The sequence below is a fragment of the Corallococcus sp. AB038B genome (assembly GCF_003668955.1).
Lineage (GTDB): Bacteria > Myxococcota > Myxococcia > Myxococcales > Myxococcaceae > Corallococcus > Corallococcus exiguus.
In genome coordinates, this window is record NZ_RAWO01000027.1 from 1 (window position 1) to 20704 (window position 20704).

Sequence of the window (20704 nt, forward strand, 5' to 3'; positions counted from 1 at the left end):
TCACGTACGAGGTCGCAAGCGAGCCGAAGCCGCGTGGTTGCTCGCACTCGTCGCCCACAACCTCCTGCTCGCCATAGCGCAAGGCTGGTTCGACGAGTCGGAAGGCTCATTTCTTCTCACGCCCTGACCCCTCAAAACGCCTCCGCCCGCTTCCCTCCAGGAGGGAAACGGGCGGCATGGGGGGTGTCATCAAGGCGAAGCCTCAAATCTGGATGGTCTTCTCCACTTCCGCCATGCGGAAGCGCGCCATCGCCAGGTTCGCGTTCGCGCGGTGCAGCGCGATGTAGAGGAACAGGCCTTCGCGGGCCGCGAGCGGACGGATGATGTGGTACTGCTCGCCCAGGGTGATGAGCATGTCCTCGATGCGGTCCTTGATGCCCAGGGCCTTCATCGTCTTCAGCTTGGCGCGCATCACCTCCGTGTTGCCCGCCGCCGCCGCCTCGACGTTGAACCCCGCGGATCCGACACTTCCCAATGTCATCCCGCTGTTGGCATCCGCGAGACAGACCGCGAACGCCCCTTCAATCTTCATCGCCTCTTCCAGCGACTGCTTCACGTTCGCCATGACTTCACCTTCCAGTAGGACGGGGGGACCGGCTGGGGACTGCGACTGCGGAACGGCAGGCTGCGTCTGCGTGGTTTCGGCCGTGAGCTCCGCCAGGTCGAACGTCAGCTGGCTGGAGTAGGAGCGCGGCTGCGGCACGAAGAGGGCCTGCGCCTCCGTCAGTCCGCAGAGCGTCTCCAACTGCACCGCCAGGTGGCGGCACAGCACGTCGCGCAGCGTGTCGCGCGGCACCAGGCCCCACGCCACCAGCGTCTCGCAGAAGTTGCCGCCACTCTTGCGGCACTCCGCCATCACCTGCTCGACGTCCTCGCGGCTCACCAGCTTCGCGTCGATGAGCGCCGTGGAGAAGCTGCGCGAGCCCGGGCCCGTGAGCACCGTCCACGCCACCTTGCGCTCCACCACGAAGATGCGCCCGGAGACCGTGGTGGACTTCACCACCACCTCACCGCCCAGCTTGCTCTCCAGCGCTTCGTTCAACACCGCCCGGACGACCTGACGGGGCTGGGACACCACGTTTCGGGGAGCCGGATTCATTCGGGAGTCACAGTGACCGTCAGTGTTGGCGCGGTCCGTCAAGGGGGCGGGGCTGGCGAAACAATAAGCAACTACGCTGCATAATGGCAACCTAGCTGTAAAATTCAGGGATTTGATGACTCCCCTGGGGTTGGTGGAACCCCGTACAAACGTCTGAGTGTCTTGTACCGAAGAACCAAAGACAACGGAACAATTCCAGAGGAGCAAAAACCCAACGCATGCGTGCGACAGCGCAATGCGTCGAGGGGATGAGGGGTTGTCCCCCCAACATTCTTCCCTCTGGAAACGGTGGCAGGCAGGCATCTCCGCGGGGGGAAAATCCGTTCCTCCGCGCGGCACATCGAAGCCCCCAGAGCGCGTGAAGCACCCTGGGGGCCCGGGTCCTGTTGGACCATGTTTCGCCCTGTTGGCCGCTCAGTGCACTGGGGGTGCGCGGTCCGCGGTGGCTTGCGGGGCCAGGGGCGACTCCAGACGTGGGGCGATGCCGTCCTTCAGCTGACGCAGCACGGCGGCGCAGAAGGCCTCCAGGTCATCCGGCTTGCGGGACGTGATGAGGTTGCCGTCCTCCACCACCTGGCGGTCCACCCAGCGCGCGCCGGCGTTGATGAGGTCCGTCTTGATGGAGGGGAACGAGGTGACGGTGCGCTCGTCCGCGATGTCCGCCTCCACCAGCATCCACGGCCCGTGGCACACGGCGGCGATGGTCTTGTCCGCCTTGAAGAAGTCGCGCACGAAGCCGACCATGCCGATGTCCATGCGCAGGTGGTCCGGCGAGTAGCCGCCGGGAATCACCAGCGCGGCGAAGTCCGCGGCCTTCACCTCCTTCACCGCCTTCTCCGTGCGGATTTCCGCGCCCTTCTTCCCCTTGAGCGTCTTGCCGGCCTCCACGCCGATGACGACGGGCTCGTGGCCCGCCTGCTTGAGCGTGTCGAAGGGGACCTGGAACTCGGAGTCCTCGAAGTCGTTCGCCACGATGAATGCGATGCGCGCCATGGAACTGCCTCCCGCTGGGCATTGGTGTCGTTGAACCCGCCCGAGCAAGGTGCCCACGACAGGGGCCGCGACAACGCCACCCCGCACCGTCTTCCAGTCCCGAATGCGCTCGGCTGCCCCCCTTCCAGGTCGGTAGGCCGCGTTCACCAACGCTAGATTGACGCCATGCGCTCCCGACGCCTGCTCCTGTCCGCCCTCGTGGTGCTCACCGCCTCCGCACCCGGCTGCCGCAGGAGCCAGGCACAGGGGACGGCCTCCGCCGCGGACTGCATCCTGATGGAGGACGGCTGGGGCCAGGACGGCAGCGTGCCCGTCACCGTGGACGTGGTGGCGGAGGGGCTGGAGGTCCCCTGGGGCGTGGCCTTCCTGCCGGGCCAGGATGGGGACGCGTTGATCACCGAGCGGCCGGGCCGCGTGCGGCTGTTGCGCGGAGGGCAGTTGCAGCCCGGGGCCGTGGCCACGCTGCCCCTGACGGCGAACGGCGAGGGCGGCCTGCTGGGCATCGCCGCGCACCCGGACTTCGCGACGAACCGTTGGTTCTACCTGTACGTCACCACGCAGGCGGACGGGGAGGCGCAGAACCGCGTGGAGCGCTGGACGCTGTCACCGGACGGCACGAGCGCGACCTTCGAGCGCGTCATCTTCGGCGACATCCCGTCCGCGAAGTACCACGACGGCGGGCGGCTGCGCTTCGGGCCGGACGGCATGCTGTACGTGGGCACGGGTGACTCCCGCGACCCGGACCTGTCCCAGGACGTGGCCAGCCCCGCGGGCAAGCTGCTGCGCCTGACGCCGGACGGAGAAGTGCCCCAGGACAATCCCTTTCCGAATTCGCCCGCGTTCCTGCTGGGCGTGCGCAACACGCAAGGCTTTGACTGGAAGGACGCCACCACGCTGTACCTCACCGACCACGGCCCCAGCGGGGAGACGCTGCGCTTCGGCCACGACGAGGTGAACGTGGTGAAGGCCGGCGACAACCTGGGCTGGCCCGGCATCTACTCGTGCGAGACGCAGGGCGGGCGCATCACCCCGTCGCTCACCTTCGACGACGCAGCGCCCCCGGGCGGCGCCGCCGTCTACACGGGCACCGCGATTCCGGAGTGGCAGGGGTCGCTGCTCGTGGGCACGCTCAAGTCCCAGCACCTGCACCGGGTGGAGTTCGATTCACAGGAGCCCCGGCGCGTGGCGAAACACGAGGTCTACCTGCGCGATACCCATGGCCGCCTGCGCGACGTGCTGATGGGGCCGGACGGGCACCTGTACGTCACCACCAGCAACTGCGACGGCCGGGGCGAGTGCGGCCCGAAGAAGGACCTGCTCCTGCGCGTCCGGCGTTAGCTCACGCTCTCCGCGCTGTAGCGGGCCAGCAGGCCCGTGCGCACCGCGTAGCGGTAGACCCGCTGGAACACCCAGCCCGCCAGCACGATGTCCAGGAGCGCCAGCGCGAAGCCCCAGCCGAGCGTGGCGCCGGAGAACTCACCGCCGGCCACCAGCGTGCGCACGCCCTCGAAGACGTAGGACGGGGGCAGCAGCTTCGCCACCCACTGCATCCACTCCGGCAGCGTGGACAGCGGGTAGAAGACGCCCACGAACGGGGACAGCAGGCTGGGGATGGGCCAGACGAACCACTCGGACGCGGGGCCCAACCTCAAGACCATCGCGCTGCTGAGGATGCCCAGCGCGATGCCGAAGAGGAACAGCACCATCACGAAGGGGATGAACATCACCCCGTAGGCGGCGAAGGACAGGCCGAACACCGTGGTGGACAACAGCAGCATGACGACGAGGCCAATGGCGCTGGTCACGATGCTCGTCAGCACCAGGCCGCTCACGTACTCCGGCAGCGTGAGCGGCGTGGCGAAGACGTTGAGGAAGTTGCGCGACCAGACGTCCTCGAAGAAGCCCGTCGTCAAACCCTGCATCACGCGCGCGAAGAAGTCCCAGAGCAGCACCGCGCCCAGGAGCGCCGGCACGAAGTCGTAACCGGAGGACGTGACCTGGTTGAGGTACCGGGTCATGAAGCCCCACAGCACCATGTCCACGGCCACCCAGGCGAACAGCGGCACCACTCGCGCGAGGTTGCCTTTGTAGAGATAGAACTGGCGCAGCGCGATGCCCGCGACGTGGTTCAGGTTCATGGCGCTTCGTTCCTCTCCAGCGCCAGCGGCTCGTTGGCCACGGCGATGAACAACTCCTCCAGTGACGCCTTGCCGTGCTCGCGGGGCAGCGTCTTCGGGTCGCCCTCCAGCAGCACCCGTCCGCGCGCCAGGAAGAGGACGCGGTCGCAGACGGACTCCACCTCGTACATGTTGTGGGACGTCCACAGCACGCTGCTGTTGCCCCTGGCGGCGAAGGCCTTGATGCGGGTGCGGATGTCCAGCGCCGTGGCCGGATCCAGCGACGCGGTGGGTTCGTCCAACAGCAGCAGGCGGGGCTCGTTGAGCATGGCCTTGGCCAGGGACACGCGCGTCTGCTCGCCGGAGGACAGCACGCCGCACTTGGTGTCGCGGAAGCGCTTCAGGTCGTACTCCTCCAGCAGCGTCTCGATGCGGGCGGACAGCCCCTTCACGCCGTAGATGAGGCCGAAGACGCGCAGGTTCTGGGCCACGGTGAGGTTGCCGGGCAGCGGCGAGTAGACGGCGGCGAAGTTGGTGCGGGACAGGGCCTTCACCCGCTGGGTCTCCAGGTCGGTGCCTTCGATGGCGATGGTGCCGGAGGTGGGCTGGAGCACGCCCAGGAGCATGTTGATGGTGGTGCTCTTGCCCGCGCCGTTGGGTCCCAGGAGCCCCACGATTTCGCGGCGGCGCACGTGGAAGGAGATGCCGTCCACTGCCGTGTGGGCACCGTAGGTCTTGCGCAGGGCCGTGACGGAGAGAACCAGGGTGTCCAGCGAGCCGGATTTCATCTGGGTGCTTGCTGTACCACGCGGACGTCTCGCCGCCAGGGCGCACTTCCGGCGGGAGGCAGGCGGGCGGGGCCTCGGGGCCCGGAGACGAAAAGCGGACGGTGCCCGTGCACGGTCCGCGCGAATCTGGAAAGCTTCGCGCCCCTTCCTGGCCCCAGTGGAGTCGCCGTGCTGCTGGAAGTACCTATTTTAATCGGCCTAATGGTGGCAGCCATCGCGCTTGCCATCGCCGCCAAGCGGGCCAGCGTGCCGTACAACGTCGCGCTGGTGCTTGGTGGCCTACTCATCTCCGTCGCACACCTGCTGCCGGGCGTGCCCCCGCTCAACCCGCAGGTGGTCTTCCTCATATGCCTGCCTCTGCTGCTCTTCGAGGGCGGCATCATGGCGGACCTCAATGGCATCCGCGCGAACGCGGTCCCCATTGGCCTGCTGTCCACGCTGGGGATGGTGCTCGCCATTGGCGCCACCGGCGCCGCGCTGCACTGGATGCTGCACCTGGCGTGGGGGCCCGCGCTGCTGCTGGGCTCCATCCTCGCGGTGACGGACACGGTGTCCATCCTCTACGCCTTCCGTCGTGCGCCAGTGCCCGGGCGGCTGGCGGGCATCATCCAGGGCGAGAGCCTCTTCAATGACGGCACCGCGCTGGTGGCGTACACGGCCATCGCGGCGGTGGTGGCGGGCGGTATGGCGCCCTCGCTGGGGTCGCTGGGCGGCCATGTGCTGCTCGCGTCGGTGGGCGGCGCGGTGGTGGGCCTGGCGCTGGGCCTCCTGGGCGGCTTCATCATCCGGCGCGCGGAGGATCCGCTCGCGGAGATCATGGTGACGACGGCGGTGGCGCTGGCGTCCTACGTGATGGCGGAAGAGGTGCACCTGTCGGGCGCCATCTCCGCGGTGGTGGCGGGACTCGCGGTGGGCGTGACGCTGCGGCGGGAGGTGCCGCCGCAGAGCCAGGTGGCCATCCACTCCTTCTGGGAGTACGCCACCTTCGGCGTCAACACGTTCCTCTTCCTCTCCGTGGGTCTGGACACGCGGCCGGAGGCGCTCCAGGGGCACCTGCCGGGCGTGGGCATCGCGGTGGTGGCGGTGGTGCTGGGGCGCGCGGTGGCCATCTACCTGCCCTTCCTGCTGCTGCGTCTGTTCAAGCCCGCGGAGACCATCCCGCTGCGCTGGCAGCACGTGTTCCTGGTGGGCAACATCAAGGGCGCGCTGTCCATCGGTCTGGCGTTGGGTCTTCCGGAGAATACGCCCGCGCGCGAGCAGATTGTCTCCATCGCGTTCGGCGTCACGCTGGTGTCCATGGTGGGCCAGGGGTTGATGCTCACGGGCGCGCTCAAGGCGCTGGGGCTGTTCCAGCAGGACGCGGTGGCGCTGGAGATGGCCGAACAGCGCGGGAAGCTCATCGCCAGCCGCGCGGCGCACGTGGAGCTGGAGGCGTTGCATTCGCAGGGCCTGCTGCCGCGCGCGGCCTATGAGCACCTGCGCAGCGAGTACCAGGTGAACATCGCCCGGGCGGAGCGGGAGCTGCGGCGCATCAGTGAGCAGCACCTGGCCGAAGGGGCGAAGGACCTCTTGAGCACGCGGCGGCGGCTCATCGACGCGGAGCGCACGGCGTTGCAGGGGGCCCGGCGCAACGGGCTGATTCCGGAGGCGACGGCGGAGGAGATGCTGGCGCAGCTGGACGCGCGGATGTTGGGCCTGGAGAAGGTGCTGCACGGCGGGCACGCGAATTCGGAAGGCAAGGAGCACAAGGCGTCATGAAGATCGTCATCGCGGGGGGAGGACGGGTGGGCGGCGCGCTGGCGGCGCGGCTCGTGTCGGAGCAGCACTCGGTGACGGTCATCGAACGCGACGCGGGCATCTGCTCGCGCCTCTTCGAGGAGGTGGGCGTGGTGACGGTGTGCGGTGACGCCACGAATCCGCGCGTGCTGGAGGCGGCGGGCATCGGGACAGCGGACGTGGCGGCGGCGGTGCTGGCGCACGACCCGGCGAACCTGGCCTTCGCCATGCTGGTGCGCGCCACGTCCAGCGCGCGCCTGATGGTGCGGATGCTGGACACGAACTACCGCGACGCGTACCGGCTGGCGGGCGTGAAGGAGCTGGTGGCGGAGGCGGACGTGGTGGTGGCGAAGATGACCACCGCCATCGACTTCCCGCAGGTGTCCGGGTCGCTGCCGCTCAGCAGCGGCGACGCGCTCCTCTTCGAGCTGGCCATTCCCGCCCGCGCCCGGGTGGCAGGGCAGACGGTGGCGCAGGTGCGCGGCATGGAGGGCTTCCCTCGCGAGTGCATCTTCATCGCGCTGGTGGATCCGCAGGGCCACACGGCGCTGCCGGAGGGCAACACGCAGCTGAAGGCCGGGCACAACGTCATCCTCGTGGCGCGCCGCACGCAGGTGGCGACGGCGGTGGAGTTCCTCACGTCGGAGCCGCCGCTGGGCGAGGGCCTCGCTTCGACGCTGGCGAAGACGCTGCGCAAGCTGGACTTCCTGGCGCCCCTGAATGACGACGAGTTGGAGGCGGTGGCGCGCGGCGCGGAGCTGCTCCAGACGCCCGCCGGCACGGAGCTGTTCCGCCAGGGCGACGCGGGCGAGACGTTCTACGTGGTCATCTCCGGCGAGGTGGCGATGAAGGACGGCTCACGGCAGACCGTGGCCACGGTGAAGCAGGGTGGCTTCTTCGGCGAGCTGGCCCTGCTCACGGGCGAACCACGCAACGCCACCGCCGTCACCGCCACACCGTGCGAGCTGGCCGCCGTGGGCCGCGAGGACTTCCGCGGCGTGATGATGGCCAACCCCGCCGTCGCGCTGGAGATGAGCCGCATCCTGGGCCAGCGGCTGTCTCGCCTGGGCGGACAGGTGCAGCCGGCGAAGCGGCGCGGGCTGTTCGGGCGCTGAGAAAGACAGACACCCTTCAGGCGGAGGAGCGCATCCCCGCCTGAAGCGGATGGCGGTCAGGGGCTCGCGAAGAAAACGCGCGGGCCCTCACCACCGAGGAGGGTCCGTCCCAGCTCCAGGGTCCAGGGCACGTCGCGCGGCACGGGCTCCGGTGAGCGCAACACCACGGTCGTCCCCTCCCAGTGCTGGGGTTTCGCACACTCGGAGACTCGCCAGCTTCCCCCGTAGAATTGCCGCCCCTCCACCCGGACGTCCGGGGTCGGGTACCCAACGAGCTCGATGCACAGGGACTCCCCGTCCTTGTCACAGCCGTCGGGCTCCGAGCCGTTCGCGGGCACGCAGGTCAGCACAGCTGTCACGGTGACGTGGTCGTCCGCGTCACGGGTGGCGGAGGCGGCGCGAACGCCCACGGAGTCCCAACGAGGCCCGCAGGCCGTCAGCAGGCCCGCGAGGGCCACGATGATGAAGGTCGGATGCATGGGGGCCTCAGGGGTTGGGGATGACGACGTTCATCACGCGGGGATCCGCGCTGACGAGGATGCGCAGCCCGGGGTCACGGTCCACGGACTCTGGCGTGGTGACCGTCACCTGGGTGCCGATGATGTCGGGGACCGTCTGGCACGACTCCGCCCGGTGCAGCGGATGAGCGAAGGCCGTGTCGTCGGCCGAGTACCACGTCGCGGAGACGCAGACGCGCTCGCCATCCGCGTCACAGCCTTCCGACCGCGCGAAGCCGTAGACGAGGCCGCAGGTCAGCGTGACTTCGACGGAGACACGGTCGTCCTCGAGCCGCGCCGCCGTGGCATCCAACACGCCGGCCGCCTCCAGCCCGGACTCACAGCCAGCAAGGATGGGGAGTAGCAGCAACAGCCAGCGACGCACGCGGGACCTCCGGGGGCAGTGGAGCCGGCACCCCAGAGCAACACCCGTGCCCACTCGCCGACAGACGGCCGCACTCGGAGTAGCGCTCCGCAATCCCTGACAGACGTGTCAGGGCATGACGCCCATGCCCTGCCGCCCGCGGTCTCTCAGGTCGACTGCTTGAGGCGCCCGCACACCGCTGACGCCGCCAGGAAGCCCACGCTGAAGGCGTTGCGGAAGCGGTCGTAGAGCGCGCCGACTCCGGGCACGTTGGCGATCATGTCGCCGAAGCTCCACATCTCCTCGTGCGCGTGGATGAGCGGCAGCACCTCACCGCCGTCCTCGCCGCGCTGGAGCGTGAAGTCGTACACGAGCAGCGTGCGCAGCGGGTACGTGTAGAGCCACGCGAATTGCTTGAGGTTCATCACCCCGTCCACGATGGCCCGCCCGCTCTTCCCATCCGGCTCCAGCTGGACGTTGAGCTGGAAGATGTCGAAGTCGAAGTGGAACATGCAGTGGAAGCCCGCCGCGCCCTTGCGGTACGTCTCCTTGCCGCCCCCCTTCTGCCAGGGGTCGGTGAAGGTGACGTCCTCCGCCATCATCGGCAGCAGCTCCGCGTCCAGCACCGACGCGGGGATGGACGTCGTGTAGAGCAGCCGCGTCACTTCCCGGAAGCGCGCTTCCAACTGCTCAATCAATGCCTGCTCGGCCTTGCGCATGCGCCCCCCTGCCCCTGATTGGACCGCGCCTGAAGGTAGGCACGGGCCTGGGACAGGGGAAGACGGGGTGCGTCAGCCGCTCAGCTCCGTGAGGAGCTGCGCCGCCTGGTCCTTCACGGTGGCGTCCGCCGTGCCTAACGACTGCGCCTGCTTGGCGTGCCGGGTGGCTTCCGCCCGGTCGAACGGTTGGGTGGCGCGCGCCAGGTTCAGGTGCGTGAGCGCGTCCTGGGGGTTCGCCTCCAGCACCCGCTCCAGCAGCACGCGGGCCCGCGCGTGGTCCTGGTCTCCCATCAGCAGGCGCACCAGGTCGTTGGTCGGGCCGGGCTCGTGGGGCACCACCGCCACGGTCTCCTCCAGGAGCTTGCGGGCCTCGGCGCGCTCGCCCAGCGCCTCGTGTGCCTGCGCCAGCGAGTGACGGATGTCCCACTGGTTCGGAGCGCGCTCGAGGGCCTCCGCGAAGAGGGACTTCGCCTCCGCCAGCTCCCCGGCCAGCATGCTCGCCAGGCCGTGCAGGTGGACGTAGCGGACCTGCGCCGGATCCAGCTCGCGCAGCTCCAGGATGGTGCGGCGGGCCGAGTCCTTGCTGTTGGCCTGGAGGTAGAGACGGAAGAGGTCCTGCAACACCGCCACGCGCGTGCGGCCCTGCGCGTTCTCGAGCGCCCGCGTGGCCGCCGCGATGGCCGCCCCGATGGCGCCGTTCGCCGCATGCGCGCGCGACAACATCAGGTGCGGCAGGGCCTCCTGGGGCGCCAGCGCCGAGGCCTGCTGGAAGTGCGTCACCGCCGCCGCCGTGTCCTTGCGCAGCACCGCGATGCGGCCCAGCTCGAAGTGCGGATAGACGCTGTGGGGCGCCACCACCTGCGCGGCCTCGAAGGCGGCCTTCGCGCCCTCCAGGTCACCGCGCTCGGCCAGGAGCGTGCCCAGGTTGAAGCGCTCGAAGTAGCCGGCGGTGGGTGCGGCGGCCAGCGCCTTGAGCGTCACCAGCGCCACGGGGTCTCCGGCCTGCGCCTTGAGCATGGCCAGGTGCGCCTGAGCCTCCGTGTTGTCCGGCTGCACCTGCAGAAGGCGCGTCACTGCGCCTTCCGCCTCCTTCGCGGCGCCGGTGCTCAGGTGGGTGCGCACCAGGCCCATCAGACAGTCCACGTCCTTCGGGTCGATGGAGAGGCCCTTCTGGAAGCTCTTCACCGCCTCCGCCGGCTGACCCTGCTGGAGCGACTGCCCACCCTCTTGCGCGTACCTGGATGCCATGGTCCCTCTTAACTACCACGAGCCTCCAGAATCCCCGCCTCCCCGCCTGCCCCTACCGGCGCAGCGCGGCCAGGGCGACACCGGGGACCTTCCACCAGGACGGGGACTGCTCGAATTCCACCAACCGGCGGCCCAGCGCCGCCACGCCCTTGTGACCCGGCACCCATGGGGGCGAGGGCAGCGACGTGAGCGGGGCGCGCAACACCGCCTTCTCGATGGACTCCAGCATGAACGTGTTGTGCACCCAGCCCTGCCCGCTCTGGATGTCCCGGGCCGACGCGGACGGATGGCCGCCCCAGGGCATGCTGCCCAGCGCGTACGCCGCCGCGGGCCACGTGTTGAGGGCCACCGTGCCGTAGCGCAAATCGCGCACCGCCTTCTCCACCGCCGCGCGCACCCTCGGATCCCGCATCGTCTTCGGGTGGACGATGAGCGTCACGTTCAGCGTGCCCCACACCTTCTCGTTGAGGAACGCCACCGCGGCCTCCAGGAAGGTCACCGGTTCGTCGGAGCCCGGCAGCCCCGTCTCCGACAACACCGTGCACCAGGGCTCGTTGCGGAAGACACGGTCGTCCGTCTTCGATGGATCCACGTCTGGAATCAACGCGTAGGCCAGGTCGCCCTCGCCGGGGTTGCCCACCAGCCGCAGGTTCGGGCGTGCGTCCGTGAACTGGTGCCAGCGCTCCTGCGCGCCCGGGTAGTACGCGCGGCGCACGGGCGCGTGGCCCAGGCTCGCCTGGATGCGGTCCACCAGCGTGCCGCGTTGGATCCAATCCTTCGGCTGCACCAGCAGCTTGGCCGCGTTGCAGTTGAAGGATGCGTTGTTCGCGACCATGCCGGCGATGTCGTCCGCCTGGAAGCGCAGCTCGCCGTCGGAATACGGCCCCGGCACCACCACCACGGGGGAGATGTTGCCCAGCTCGCTGGAGACGTGCTTCGCGAGCAGTGGTTCGTTCTTCCGGCGGCGCTCGTCGGACTCCGGGCCGGGCGGACCCCACACGAGCGCGTCGTGGGTCTTGTCGCTGCCGGTGATGTGAATCTCGTCCACCGCGTCGTGGTGGACCAACTGCGCGCCCTCCTCCGCGCCTCCGTACACGATGGCCAGCGCGTCGCGTGCGATGAGCGGTGCGAAGGCCTGCTCCAGGAACGGGCCCAGGTACGCGTTGACGGGGTTCATCTTGAGCACGCAGGCGGTGCCTTCGACGAAGAGCTTGTAGAGGCAGTCCATGGGCGGGATGGAGTTGACGTTGCCGCCGCCCAGCACCGCGCAGACCCGGCCCTTGTGGGGCTTCCGGTAGAAGGACGCCTGGTGTTCGCGCAGGTTGGCCGCGGTGACGCCGGGCTGGAAGTAGACCTCGCCCGTGGTGCCGGGCAGGAGCATCCCCTCCAGCCTGTCCCGGGGGAACAGCCGCGCGGCGAGCCGCCCGTCCTCCAGCGTGCGCAGGTGCTTCGCGGGGATGACGGGCGCGCCGTGCTTCTGGATGTCCTTCAGCGCGTCCGAGAGCAGGCGCAGGTTGCGCACCACCACCATGGGCCCGGCGAGCCACTCCTCACCCGCGAGTGGACCGCCGGGGTCGATTCCCTTCGCCTCGCAGGCCGCGCGCACGCTCGGCTCCGCGATGGCGACGTACGCGTCGCGCAGGTCCTCCAGGAGCCGGATGCGCTCCGGCAGAGGGAGCTTCGCCCACGCGCTCGAGCCCTCATGGACCCGGCGCACCAGGATGTCGATGGTGGTGCGTGACGTGTGCTGCGGGACGGCGGCGGACATGGCGACCTCCGAGACAGGCTTCACACCGGGTCCCGGTATAGGGAACCCCCGCGTGCGCCGTCACCGAGGGGCCGCGCCCTCTGTCCTCAGGAGGGCAGAGGCTCGGCCAGGCCCTTGCGGATGGCCTCGTCGATGACGGCCATCACCTTCTTCATGCTCTCGCGGCTGCGCGCCGCCTGCTGCTCGCCCAGCTTCCCCTGCTGCTCGCCGAGCTTCGCCTGCTGCTCACCCAGCTTCTCCTGCTCCTCGCCGAGCGCCTCCATCTTCTCGCTGAGCTCCTCCTGCTGCTTGTCCAGGCCCTCCAGCTCCTGGTCGAAGGAGTCGTCGCGCTTGTCGAGCTCCGCTTCCTTGCGGTCGCGCTCGGGGCCGTCCGCGAGCGAGTGGAGGCGGGAGCGCTCCATGGCGATCTCCGCGCGCTTCGAGGCGATGGCGGCGTGCTTCGCGGCGATCTGCGACATGGGATAGCCAAGCTCCGCCTGCTTCTGGCCCAACGCGGCCTGCTGCGCGCCCAGGGCCGCCTGCTTCTCACCGAGCGCGCCCTGCGAGTCGCCCAGCTTCCGGTCGTCCTCCATCAGGTTGCGCACCTGCTCCAGCGTCTTCGCGTCGCGGATCAGCATGGGCTTGTTGTCGCGGCGCACGAAGAGCAGGTCCTTGCCCTTCTGCTTGAAGGTGCGCGCCAGGTACAGGTCGTCCGTGCTGCCAGCCATCATCGTGCGGCCGTCGGAGAGGTACGCGAAGGTGTCGCCGTCCTCGATGCCCATGTCCGGCGGAGGCGCGGGCGGTGCGGGAGGACGCGGCGCGGCCGCGAGCATCGGGGCCATGGGCGCCACCGGGGACACCGCGCTCCGGACCGGAGGCGCGGGAGGCACCGGCGGGGTGAGCCTGCCACCGACCGGGGGCGCGGGCGGCGCGGGCGGCACCGGAGCCAGCCTGTCATTGGCCGGGATGGGCGCGGGCGCGGTGGGAGGGACGTGCGTGGTGAGCTGCGTGGACCGCGTCGCCCCCGGAGTAGGCGGAGGCAGCGCGGGCAGCGGAGGCAACGGCGGTGCATCCGCAGGCGTGCCAGGCGCCTTCGCGGTGTGCTCCATCACGGTGGGCTTCGCATCGAGGGCAGGCGTCGTGGTGGAGCGAGAAGCGACGGTCGGCCTGGGGGCCGGCGCGGCGTCCTCGGGCAGGTACCGGACGGTGCCCACCCGAACGGGGGCGGGGGTCGCGTCCTTCGCGGCGGGAGTGGTGCTCTCCGCGGGCGCCTTGGCGACGACCTGGAAGGGCATCAGGACGACAGCGCCGAGGGCGAACAGCGCACCCTTCAGCCACCGGCGGGGTTGCGTGGGGACGACGTCGACATGTTCCAGCATGCGGAGCCTCCTGTGCAGCGCGTGAAGGTGAGCCGACGCCCCGAGCGCCGCTGCGCTGCCTGGGGGCCGGGTGATGCCAAAGGCGATGAGCAGCTCGCCGTAGTCCGCGGGCTCCGCGCCGGTGAGGCGCAGCGCCTCCGCGTCGCACGCCTCTTCCCGAGCGAGCGCGTACTCACGGGCCGCCTGGCGCGCGAGCGGGTGGAAGAAGAGGACCGTCTCCGCCAGCGCCGGCACCCAGCCCAGCCACAGGTCCCCGCGCCGCAGGTGCGCCACTTCATGCGCCAGCGCCATGCGCAGCGAGTCCTCCGGCAAATCACGCAGCGCCTTCGCGGGCAGCACGATGACCGGCGACACCAGCCCCGCGGCCAGCGGGCTCACCACCTCGTCCGACACGAGCAGCGTGGGCGGACGGCGCAGGCCCGCTTCATTCGAGAGGAACTCCGCCTCCTCCTCCAGCACCGGGTGACGCAAGGGCCGTGCGCGCTCCCGCATGCCCTGCACCTGACGCCACGCCAGCACGTGGCCCCGCACCTTCCACGCCACGCCCGCGCCCCACAGGACGAGCAGCGCCCATACTCCGCCCACCGTCCACGAATTCGCGCGGAGAGACGCCACCGCGCTCTTGAAGAACGAGGCGACCCGCGCCCCGGCCGAGGGGCCCTCCACGTGAGCCGGCGTCTGCCCTTGCGGCGACACCTGCATGCGCACGGCCGCATCGGGCGCCGTGAGCACCATGACCGTCCGCCCCGGCGTCTGGGATTGAGCGCCTTCCACGCGGACCGTCTGGGATTGCGCGGTCGTGGACTCCACGGGCAGCAGCGCCAGCGGCATGGGCTTGGGCCAGCCCAGCGTGAGCACGAACTTGAGCGCCACCAGCCACCAGAGTCCGGCGCGCAGGGCCGCGGGCAGGCGCGGCAGCGTCCGGGCCAGCACCCAGACGGCCAGCGCGCACAGCGCCCCCTGCCACGAGGCGCGCCACACCGACTCCGACCACGACGACCACCACGGCGAGGTCATGAGAGTCATCACGGGGCCTACTCCTTCCGCTTCTGGCGCAGGCGCGCCACGACGTCCTGGAGCTGCTTCAGCTCTTCGTCGGACACGTCCTCCGTCTCCGACAGGTAGGTCACGAACGGCGACAGGGACCCGGAGAGCGTGCGCTGCACGAAGTTCCCTACGACGTCGCGCAGCAGCTCTTGCGTCGCCACCGGCGAGGCGTACTGGAACACCCCATCCACCTTCGAACGGGTCAGGTACCCCTTCAGCCGCAGCCGCTCCATCACCGTCAGGATGGTGGAGCGCGCCAGGCCCTGCGCCTCACCGAAGCGCTCGGCCACCTCGCCCACCGTCGCCGGACCGTGCTCGGCCACGTACCGCAGCACCGCCAGCTCCTGCTCTCCCACCGGCTTCTTCATGCGCCCTGCCCTTCGTGACGACAGCTGTAGTCAAAAAGCAAGGTACGCCTGACTACAGCCGTAGTCAAGCGGGTGCCTTCGGAGCGAATCAGGGATCTCCCGCAGGGACAGACAGCACTTTCTTTCCTAGTCTCCTCGCTCCCCCATGACGCGCCCCGCCGTCCCTCCGGCCGGGCGCGTCAACGAAAGGCAGTCGAAGATGAAAGGCATTGGCCCCAAGCTGAGCCAGACGCAGTTCAAGGTCGGCAACAACAACACGAAGGTGGGCGAGCAGGTGAAGTACGGCCCCACCGCGGACCTGAACGCGAAGCAGCAGCAGAAGCTCACCGACCACTACGGAGAGCACGGCACGGCGAAGACTCCGCAGAACTCCCTGAACCGGCTGACCCAGTACAGCGATTCACACACCACGTACACGAAGGCGGCGACGGCCTCAGGGCGTCCGCTGACGGAGCAGGAGGCGCTGGTCGCGGGGAGCGCGAAGAACAAGGCGCCCGCGTCCAGCATCAACCACGTCATCGCCTCCGGCACCGGCCAGAACGTCCTCAACCACGAGACGCTCCAGTTCAAGAAGGGCGTGAAGAACGCGAACGAAGGCGCCCAGAAGCTGAGCACGGCCACCACGCCCAAGGAGAAGGCCGCGGCCCAGAAGCAGATCCAGCAGGGCCTGGCGCAGCAGGCCGCGGGCGTGGGCCGCATGCAGGGCTACTCGCGCGCCACGCTCGCCGAGCGCCAGGGCGAGCTGACTCCGGCGCAGGTGCAGGGGAAGCGCAACGGCGCGCTCCAGAACACCCTCACCGCGATGCAGGGGCCTGATCAGGACACGCGCTTCGGCGCCTACAAGGACGTGCTGAAGGACACCTTCGACTCGCCGGGCAACCTGCGCCTGGGCAACCGGACGCAGAACACGAAGATCAGCACCGGCTTCGACACGCCGCTGGACGCGAAGGGCAAGCCCACGGAGCGCGCCGAGCGACTCTTCCAGGCGCACCAGACCTTCGGCCCGGACCGGCTCCTCACCAAGGAGCGCCTCTTCACCCTGGATGACAAGGGCGAGGCCATGTCCAGCAGCAAGGAGACGGCGAAGGTCGGCGACAAGCGCAAGGCGGACACCGCCGACACCGACCCCGGACCGTCCTCGTCGAAGAAGCGCAGGAAGGCCTGAGTCAGCCGATCGGCACCTGAGCGCCCGCTCGCACGGTCGCTCAGGTAAGGGTCGGGTAGCAGAGGACCGTGTGTGTCCTTGTCTCTGTCGGAAGGGCAACCAGATTTCTGGCAGCCGACTTCAAACCCGACACACACGGAGATTTCCCATGAAGCTCCCTCTGTTCGCGGCGATCGCCGCCCTGTCGCTGTACGGTTGTGCCAGCCACAACGCCACCACGCGCGAGGCCTCGTCACCGGAAGCCGGTGCCGTGGGCGGCTCGGGCAGCGCGGGCACCACGTCCGCCAACCCGGACACCACGGATGGCACCAGCGGGAGCATCGACCCCGCTGACACCTCACGCTCCACGGAGCTGCCCGGCGAGACGGGCAACGTGAGCGACCTGGAGAAGCGCGACCGCAAGGACGCGCCCACCGTCTACGACGGCGAGGCCACCGGTGGCTCCGGCGCCGCGCACGAAGCCGTGAAGACCGGCGACGGCCAGAAGTGGGACGTCCAGCAGAACACGCCCACCGACCTGGGCGACGCGCAGGTGCCCGCTGGCGCGGTGAACCAGAACCGCAACCCCAGTGAGAAGGGCAACCTGGGCACCGGCGGCTCCGGCGACCTGAGCACCGACGGCAAGAGCGACGTGAGCGAGGAGACCGAATCCGGCGCCCTCAACAGCGACGTGGACGCCCCCAGCACGGACAGCTCCAAGGTGGACACGGACGCCACGCCGGATCCCACCCACTAGTCATCGCGCCCCACGCGAGGGCGGATACCCGGGAAAGCCCGCTCACGGGCCGTCCCGGGTATTCGTCTGTCCAGCCCGCGCCGCGCCAACTAGAGTGAGCACCAATGACTGGTGCTCCCTTCGTGGCCCTCATCGCCCTGCTTCACTCCCAGTCCTCCAGCATCGAGGAGGTCCCCAATGATCCGCAGGAGACGTACTCCGCGCCGGAGTCCTCGGGGAGTTCGGGAGGTTCATCGGAGGGCATTGGCTTCCGGGCGCTCCTGGAGGTGGGGCCGCTGAGCTTCCCGTCCGGGACGCGAGGTGGGGAGCAGGACCTGTTCGGCTACGCGTACCCGTCCCTGGGCGTGGATGGCGGCGAGGACTTCGCCTTCATGCTGGGCGCGCCGCTGCGCTTCCGGCTGCTGGACAATGAGCCGAAGCAGAAGGACGACGACTACGGCGCGTGGCTGCGGCGCGAGGACTGGGACGAGCGCAGCGACTACGGCCAGGTGGTGCGCCTGCTGCGCATTGGCGACGAGTCCGGCCGCTTCGGCCTGCGCGTGCAGCCGTTCCTGGAGGAGTCGCTGGGGCGCGGCTACCTGGTGAACCGCTACGACAACCAGCTCAACCCGAACTACCACCCGGCGGGCGGCACGCTGTCGTTCACCGCGGGGCCCGCACGCGTGCAGCTCTTGGCCAGCGACGTGCTCGCCGCGCGCATCTTCTCCGGCGAGCTGCTGTTGGACATCGGCCGCATCGCCAGCGACAGCGAGGGGAACTTCGACCGCTACCTGGTGCGCGCCTCGGCGGCGCACGACTTCGGCGAGGCCGGCGGAGTGACGCCGGAGGCCACGGTGGCGTCGGTGGGCGGCGAGTTCGCCATGTACAAGGGCGAGCGGCTGCGCTCGTGGGCCCTGCTCGCCGGCGGCGCGCGGCTCAACGATGGCGCGCAGGACGTGGGTGGCATGCTGGGCGTCGCGTTCGAGGGCAACTTCAAGGGCACGCAGCTGAGCGTCACCGTGCAGGGCCGCCGGCAGGGCGGAGGCTTCCGCTTCGGCTACTTCGGCGCGGGCTACGAGCTGTCGCGCTTCTCCGCCGTGGGCCTCTCCGAGGAGCCCCAGGCCGACCAGCGCGTGCCCAAGGACTTCTCCGGCTACCTGGAGCTGTCCGTGGCGCGAGGCGACGGACCGGACTCTCCGGAGGTCGTGGCCAGCGCCGCAGTGGAGTACTCCGCCTTCGGCCGCGCGGACGGCGACCTGTCCCTGAGCTTCAGCACCCCGGGCGGCGAGTCGCGAGGCATCGCGCGCCTGGTGGTGGTGGGCCTGGGCGACAAGCCTCGCTACTCGGTGGCGGCGGAGTTCCGCCAGCGCGTGCTGCCCGCCATGTACATCTGGGGCGCCGGCGCCACGGTGACCTTCCCGCAGCCGGACGGCACGCTGGTGCAAGGCGTGAGCGCGGGCGCGGGCGTGGGCGTGGACTTCGCCCGCCGCTAGTTCCCCACCGTCCCGCCCTCTTCCTGGGTGGGAACGCAGGGCAGGATGGCGCTGTGCCGCCGCGCCGTCTCGCACGACTTGCCCACCAGCCAGCGCGACAGCAGGCGCACGCCGGAGGCGAAGAGGCCGTCGTCTCCCTTGTGCAGGGCCTCGAAGAGGGACTCGTCCAGCACCGACTCCTCCGGGTCGATGAGGAACTCCTCCGGCTCCAGCGGCTTGAAGAGCGGGTTCTGGTCGAACACCGTCTCCAGCGGGTGTGGACGCAGCCGGTGCTGTCCCTCGTGGGCCAGCCCGTCCAACGTCTCCACCATGTGGCTTGCGTCCACCAGCGGGCGCAGCGCGGCCACGCCAGCCAGGCCGGCCTGCTCCGCCATCAGCGACACGCGCACGCGGCGGATGGCGCGCGACACGGCGTCACCGGGCGCTTCCGCCTCCCAGCTCAGGTTGAGCTCCGAATCCAAGCCCAGGCTGCGGTTGGTCGTGTTCGCGGAGCCAATGGTCATGAAGGTGTCATCCACGATGAGCACCTTCGAGTGGATGTACGTGAAGACGTCCGAGCCGTCCTCGTCCTTCGCCGCCGAGCCGTACACCGCGAAGCCGTGGCCCGTTTCGGAGGCCACCTCGCGCAGCGCGCGCAACAGGCGCACCTGGGCCACGCCCATGGCGATCTGCTCGCGCAGCGCCTCCGGCTGACGGGGCAGCACCAGCATCACCTGGAGCCGGGGCCGTCCGGCCGCGCGCATGCGTTTGACGAGCGCGTCGTAGATGGCGCGTGAAGAGAAGTACTGGTTCTCGATGTAGATGAAGCGGTCGGCCGCGTCGATGGCGTCCACGTACAGCGCGCGGATCTCCTGCACCTCCGCTTGCGGAGGCAGCAGCGTCTTGCCGAAGGTGCGGCTGATGGCCACCGGGCCCGGAGGCGCGGGCATCGTCGCTTCGAAAGTCATGTCGTCGCGGTTCACGGGCTCCAGGTGGAGCTCGCCTCCGCCCGAGTGCGCCCAGCGCGCCTCGAACAGCTCCGCGAGCGGCTTCACCGCGGGGCCTGTCAGCACCGTCTGCACGTCGTGGTACGGCCCGTGCGGGTCGCGGCCGGAGTCGCAGCGCAGCTTCGAGCGCGCGGGGTGGTCCCGGTCGTCCCAGCGACAGTCACACACGTCCATGCCGCCGGTGAACGCCATCACGCCGTCGATGACGACGAGCTTCTGGTGATGGGCGCCGTAGAGCGGACTGGAGGAATCGAAGCGGAAGCGCAGCCGCTCGTTCGTCGTCCAGTTGAAGAGCAGGTTCTGCATCCACTCGCGCTCCATGGCGAGCAGCATGCTGAAGTCCCACGCGAGGATGTAGACGTGCAGCTCCGGGTTCTCCCGGCACATCTCATCCAACAGTGGCAGCAGCCGGACTTCTCCTCCCTTGGCCTCCTCCAGGTCCTCACCGCGCAGCAACGTCACATCGCTGTCGAACTGCCAACCGGTGATGACGATGGAGCGGCGGGCCTTCCGGATGGCCCTGTACAGCTCACGGTAGTAGTCCCGGGCGTCCACCAGCACGCCCGCGTCATGCGCATCCGTCCGCGTCCAGCAGTTGCGTCCGGGGTTGAGAATGGGTTTCACGTCGTTCACCTGGCCCTGGAGTGGATCCCTGTTGTCGTCCGCGCCCGGCCGGCGGAAGCATCACCCCACGAACACAATGTGCTTTCCGGTCGCCAGCGTCATGTCGGTGGACGAGACCACCCTGGCCACCTTGCGAGCCTCGCCTCCCACGGTGTCGAAGGCCGCGGCGATCAGGTCACCGAGCGTCACCTGCACACGCTTCGCCTGCTTGCCGGCGCTGGACACGGCCTTCACCGTCTTCGCCTTCATCTGACGGGCCTTGCGCTGGATGGTCTGCTTCTGGGTCTTGGTCGCCATGGTCTTCGTTCTCCGAGGATGAAGTGTCTGCGTGGTGTGCCGTACCGCCCCGTACCGCCCGTCCTGCCGTGCTGTCCCTGCCCCGTCCCGCCCGTCCTGCCGTGATGCCCCTGCCCCGTCCCGCCCGTCCTGCCTTGCTGCCCCGACCCCGTCCCGCCCGTACCGCC

19 protein-coding genes are annotated in these 20704 nt (G+C 69.6%); 6 read left to right on the forward strand and 13 right to left on the reverse strand.

Translation table 11 applies throughout. The features are described 5' to 3' along the window. Positions 1-202: 202 nt before the first annotated feature. Entirely contained in the window at positions 203-1099 is an 897-nt protein-coding gene (locus D7Y04_RS46140; RefSeq protein WP_120599920.1) for a hypothetical protein, read from the reverse strand. Positions 1100-1513: 414 nt separating this feature from the next. Further along, positions 1514-2092, reverse strand: coding sequence for a type 1 glutamine amidotransferase domain-containing protein (locus D7Y04_RS42125; protein WP_120599921.1), 579 nt, complete (start codon positions 2090-2092; stop codon positions 1514-1516). Between the two features lie 165 nt (positions 2093-2257). Between D7Y04_RS42125 and D7Y04_RS42130 the strand changes: the two genes are divergently transcribed. Then, positions 2258-3430, forward strand: a complete 1173-nt coding sequence (locus tag D7Y04_RS42130) for a PQQ-dependent sugar dehydrogenase (protein WP_121763022.1) — start codon at positions 2258-2260, stop codon at positions 3428-3430. Here D7Y04_RS42130 and D7Y04_RS42135 read toward each other — a convergent pair. Together D7Y04_RS42135 and D7Y04_RS42140 are read right to left on the reverse strand one after the other, a co-directional pair. Then, complete coding sequence (locus D7Y04_RS42135; protein WP_121763023.1) at positions 3427-4230, reverse strand: ABC transporter permease; 804 nt, start codon at positions 4228-4230, stop codon at positions 3427-3429. The two genes, D7Y04_RS42130 and D7Y04_RS42135, sit on opposite strands and share 4 nt — an antisense overlap. Then, complete coding sequence (locus D7Y04_RS42140) at positions 4227-4997, reverse strand: ABC transporter ATP-binding protein (RefSeq protein ID WP_121763024.1); 771 nt, start codon at positions 4995-4997, stop codon at positions 4227-4229. Before D7Y04_RS42140 ends, D7Y04_RS42135 begins: the two co-directional genes overlap by 4 nt. 201 nt (positions 4998-5198) lie before the next feature. Here D7Y04_RS42140 and D7Y04_RS42145 point away from each other — a divergent pair, with 201 nt between their 5' ends. Beyond that, complete coding sequence (locus tag D7Y04_RS42145) at positions 5199-6755, forward strand: cation:proton antiporter (protein WP_216669652.1); 1557 nt, start codon at positions 5199-5201, stop codon at positions 6753-6755. Then, the gene (locus D7Y04_RS42150) at positions 6752-7888 is read left to right on the forward strand and encodes a cyclic nucleotide-binding domain-containing protein (RefSeq protein ID WP_121763026.1); all 1137 of its coding nucleotides are present in this window, start codon (positions 6752-6754) and stop codon (positions 7886-7888) included. The genes D7Y04_RS42145 and D7Y04_RS42150 overlap by 4 nt, the downstream gene beginning before the upstream one ends. 56 nt (positions 7889-7944) lie before the next feature. On the opposite strand, the gene D7Y04_RS42155 is transcribed toward D7Y04_RS42150, so the two are convergent. The 7 genes from D7Y04_RS42155 to D7Y04_RS42185 all read right to left on the reverse strand — a co-directional run bounded on the left by D7Y04_RS42155 (position 7945) and on the right by D7Y04_RS42185 (position 15257). Continuing rightward, on the reverse strand, positions 7945-8367 hold the full coding sequence (locus tag D7Y04_RS42155) for a hypothetical protein (RefSeq protein ID WP_121763027.1): 423 nt from the start codon (positions 8365-8367) through the stop codon (positions 7945-7947). A 7-nt stretch (positions 8368-8374) separates the two neighbouring features. Next, positions 8375-8770 (reverse strand): hypothetical protein, encoded by a 396-nt coding sequence (locus tag D7Y04_RS42160; RefSeq protein ID WP_147477322.1) that lies wholly within the window; start codon positions 8768-8770, stop codon positions 8375-8377. A gap of 146 nt (positions 8771-8916) precedes the next feature. Continuing rightward, complete coding sequence (locus D7Y04_RS42165; protein ID WP_121763029.1) at positions 8917-9468, reverse strand: hypothetical protein; 552 nt, start codon at positions 9466-9468, stop codon at positions 8917-8919. Positions 9469-9540: 72 nt separating this feature from the next. Next, positions 9541-10716, reverse strand: coding sequence for a tetratricopeptide repeat protein (locus D7Y04_RS42170; protein WP_121763030.1), 1176 nt, complete (start codon positions 10714-10716; stop codon positions 9541-9543). Between the two features lie 52 nt (positions 10717-10768). After that, positions 10769-12484, reverse strand: coding sequence for an aldehyde dehydrogenase (locus D7Y04_RS42175; RefSeq protein ID WP_121763031.1), 1716 nt, complete (start codon positions 12482-12484; stop codon positions 10769-10771). A gap of 86 nt (positions 12485-12570) precedes the next feature. Next, complete coding sequence (locus D7Y04_RS42180; RefSeq protein ID WP_233601837.1) at positions 12571-14868, reverse strand: M56 family metallopeptidase; 2298 nt, start codon at positions 14866-14868, stop codon at positions 12571-12573. 8 nt (positions 14869-14876) lie between these two features. Then, positions 14877-15257, reverse strand: a complete 381-nt coding sequence (locus D7Y04_RS42185) for a BlaI/MecI/CopY family transcriptional regulator (RefSeq protein WP_120559023.1) — start codon at positions 15255-15257, stop codon at positions 14877-14879. Between the two features lie 199 nt (positions 15258-15456). Between D7Y04_RS42185 and D7Y04_RS42190 the strand changes: the two genes are divergently transcribed. The 3 genes from D7Y04_RS42190 (at position 15457) to D7Y04_RS42200 (ending at position 18630) form a co-directional block, all read left to right on the forward strand. Beyond that, complete coding sequence (locus tag D7Y04_RS42190; RefSeq protein ID WP_121763033.1) at positions 15457-16422, forward strand: hypothetical protein; 966 nt, start codon at positions 15457-15459, stop codon at positions 16420-16422. A 148-nt stretch (positions 16423-16570) separates the two neighbouring features. Next, positions 16571-17158, forward strand: coding sequence for a hypothetical protein (locus D7Y04_RS42195; protein WP_120599866.1), 588 nt, complete (start codon positions 16571-16573; stop codon positions 17156-17158). 104 nt (positions 17159-17262) lie between these two features. After that, entirely contained in the window at positions 17263-18630 is a 1368-nt protein-coding gene (locus tag D7Y04_RS42200) for a hypothetical protein (protein ID WP_120599867.1), read from the forward strand. Here the strand turns inward: D7Y04_RS42200 and D7Y04_RS42205 are convergent. Together D7Y04_RS42205 and D7Y04_RS42210 are read right to left on the reverse strand one after the other, a co-directional pair. Further along, positions 18627-20240 (reverse strand): phospholipase D-like domain-containing protein, encoded by a 1614-nt coding sequence (locus D7Y04_RS42205; protein ID WP_233601839.1) that lies wholly within the window; start codon positions 20238-20240, stop codon positions 18627-18629. The genes D7Y04_RS42200 and D7Y04_RS42205 overlap by 4 nt on opposite strands. A 60-nt stretch (positions 20241-20300) precedes the next feature. Continuing rightward, a complete protein-coding gene (locus tag D7Y04_RS42210; RefSeq protein WP_120561048.1) occupies positions 20301-20537 on the reverse strand; it encodes a chaperonin in 237 nt (78 codons plus the stop codon). Between the last annotated feature and the right edge of the window lie 167 nt (positions 20538-20704).

Coding starts and splice junctions, on each gene's coding strand:
- D7Y04_RS42150 (WP_121763026.1), top strand. CDS start 6,752: ATGAAGATCGTCATCGCGGGGGGAGGACGGGTGGGCGGCGCGCTGGCG.
- D7Y04_RS42210 (WP_120561048.1), bottom strand. CDS start 20,537: ATGGCGACCAAGACCCAGAAGCAGACCATCCAGCGCAAGGCCCGTCAG.
- D7Y04_RS42155 (WP_121763027.1), bottom strand. CDS start 8,367: ATGCATCCGACCTTCATCATCGTGGCCCTCGCGGGCCTGCTGACGGCC.
- D7Y04_RS42145 (WP_216669652.1), top strand. CDS start 5,199: ATGGTGGCAGCCATCGCGCTTGCCATCGCCGCCAAGCGGGCCAGCGTG.
- D7Y04_RS42135 (WP_121763023.1), bottom strand. CDS start 4,230: ATGAACCTGAACCACGTCGCGGGCATCGCGCTGCGCCAGTTCTATCTC.
- D7Y04_RS42195 (WP_120599866.1), top strand. CDS start 16,571: ATGAAGCTCCCTCTGTTCGCGGCGATCGCCGCCCTGTCGCTGTACGGT.
- D7Y04_RS42140 (WP_121763024.1), bottom strand. CDS start 4,997: ATGAAATCCGGCTCGCTGGACACCCTGGTTCTCTCCGTCACGGCCCTG.
- D7Y04_RS42185 (WP_120559023.1), bottom strand. CDS start 15,257: ATGAAGAAGCCGGTGGGAGAGCAGGAGCTGGCGGTGCTGCGGTACGTG.
- D7Y04_RS42170 (WP_121763030.1), bottom strand. CDS start 10,716: ATGGCATCCAGGTACGCGCAAGAGGGTGGGCAGTCGCTCCAGCAGGGT.
- D7Y04_RS42125 (WP_120599921.1), bottom strand. CDS start 2,092: ATGGCGCGCATCGCATTCATCGTGGCGAACGACTTCGAGGACTCCGAG.
- D7Y04_RS42200 (WP_120599867.1), top strand. CDS start 17,263: ATGACTGGTGCTCCCTTCGTGGCCCTCATCGCCCTGCTTCACTCCCAG.
- D7Y04_RS42175 (WP_121763031.1), bottom strand. CDS start 12,484: ATGTCCGCCGCCGTCCCGCAGCACACGTCACGCACCACCATCGACATC.
- D7Y04_RS46140 (WP_120599920.1), bottom strand. CDS start 1,099: ATGAATCCGGCTCCCCGAAACGTGGTGTCCCAGCCCCGTCAGGTCGTC.
- D7Y04_RS42165 (WP_121763029.1), bottom strand. CDS start 9,468: ATGCGCAAGGCCGAGCAGGCATTGATTGAGCAGTTGGAAGCGCGCTTC.
- D7Y04_RS42190 (WP_121763033.1), top strand. CDS start 15,457: ATGAAAGGCATTGGCCCCAAGCTGAGCCAGACGCAGTTCAAGGTCGGC.
- D7Y04_RS42180 (WP_233601837.1), bottom strand. CDS start 14,868: ATGACTCTCATGACCTCGCCGTGGTGGTCGTCGTGGTCGGAGTCGGTG.
- D7Y04_RS42130 (WP_121763022.1), top strand. CDS start 2,258: ATGCGCTCCCGACGCCTGCTCCTGTCCGCCCTCGTGGTGCTCACCGCC.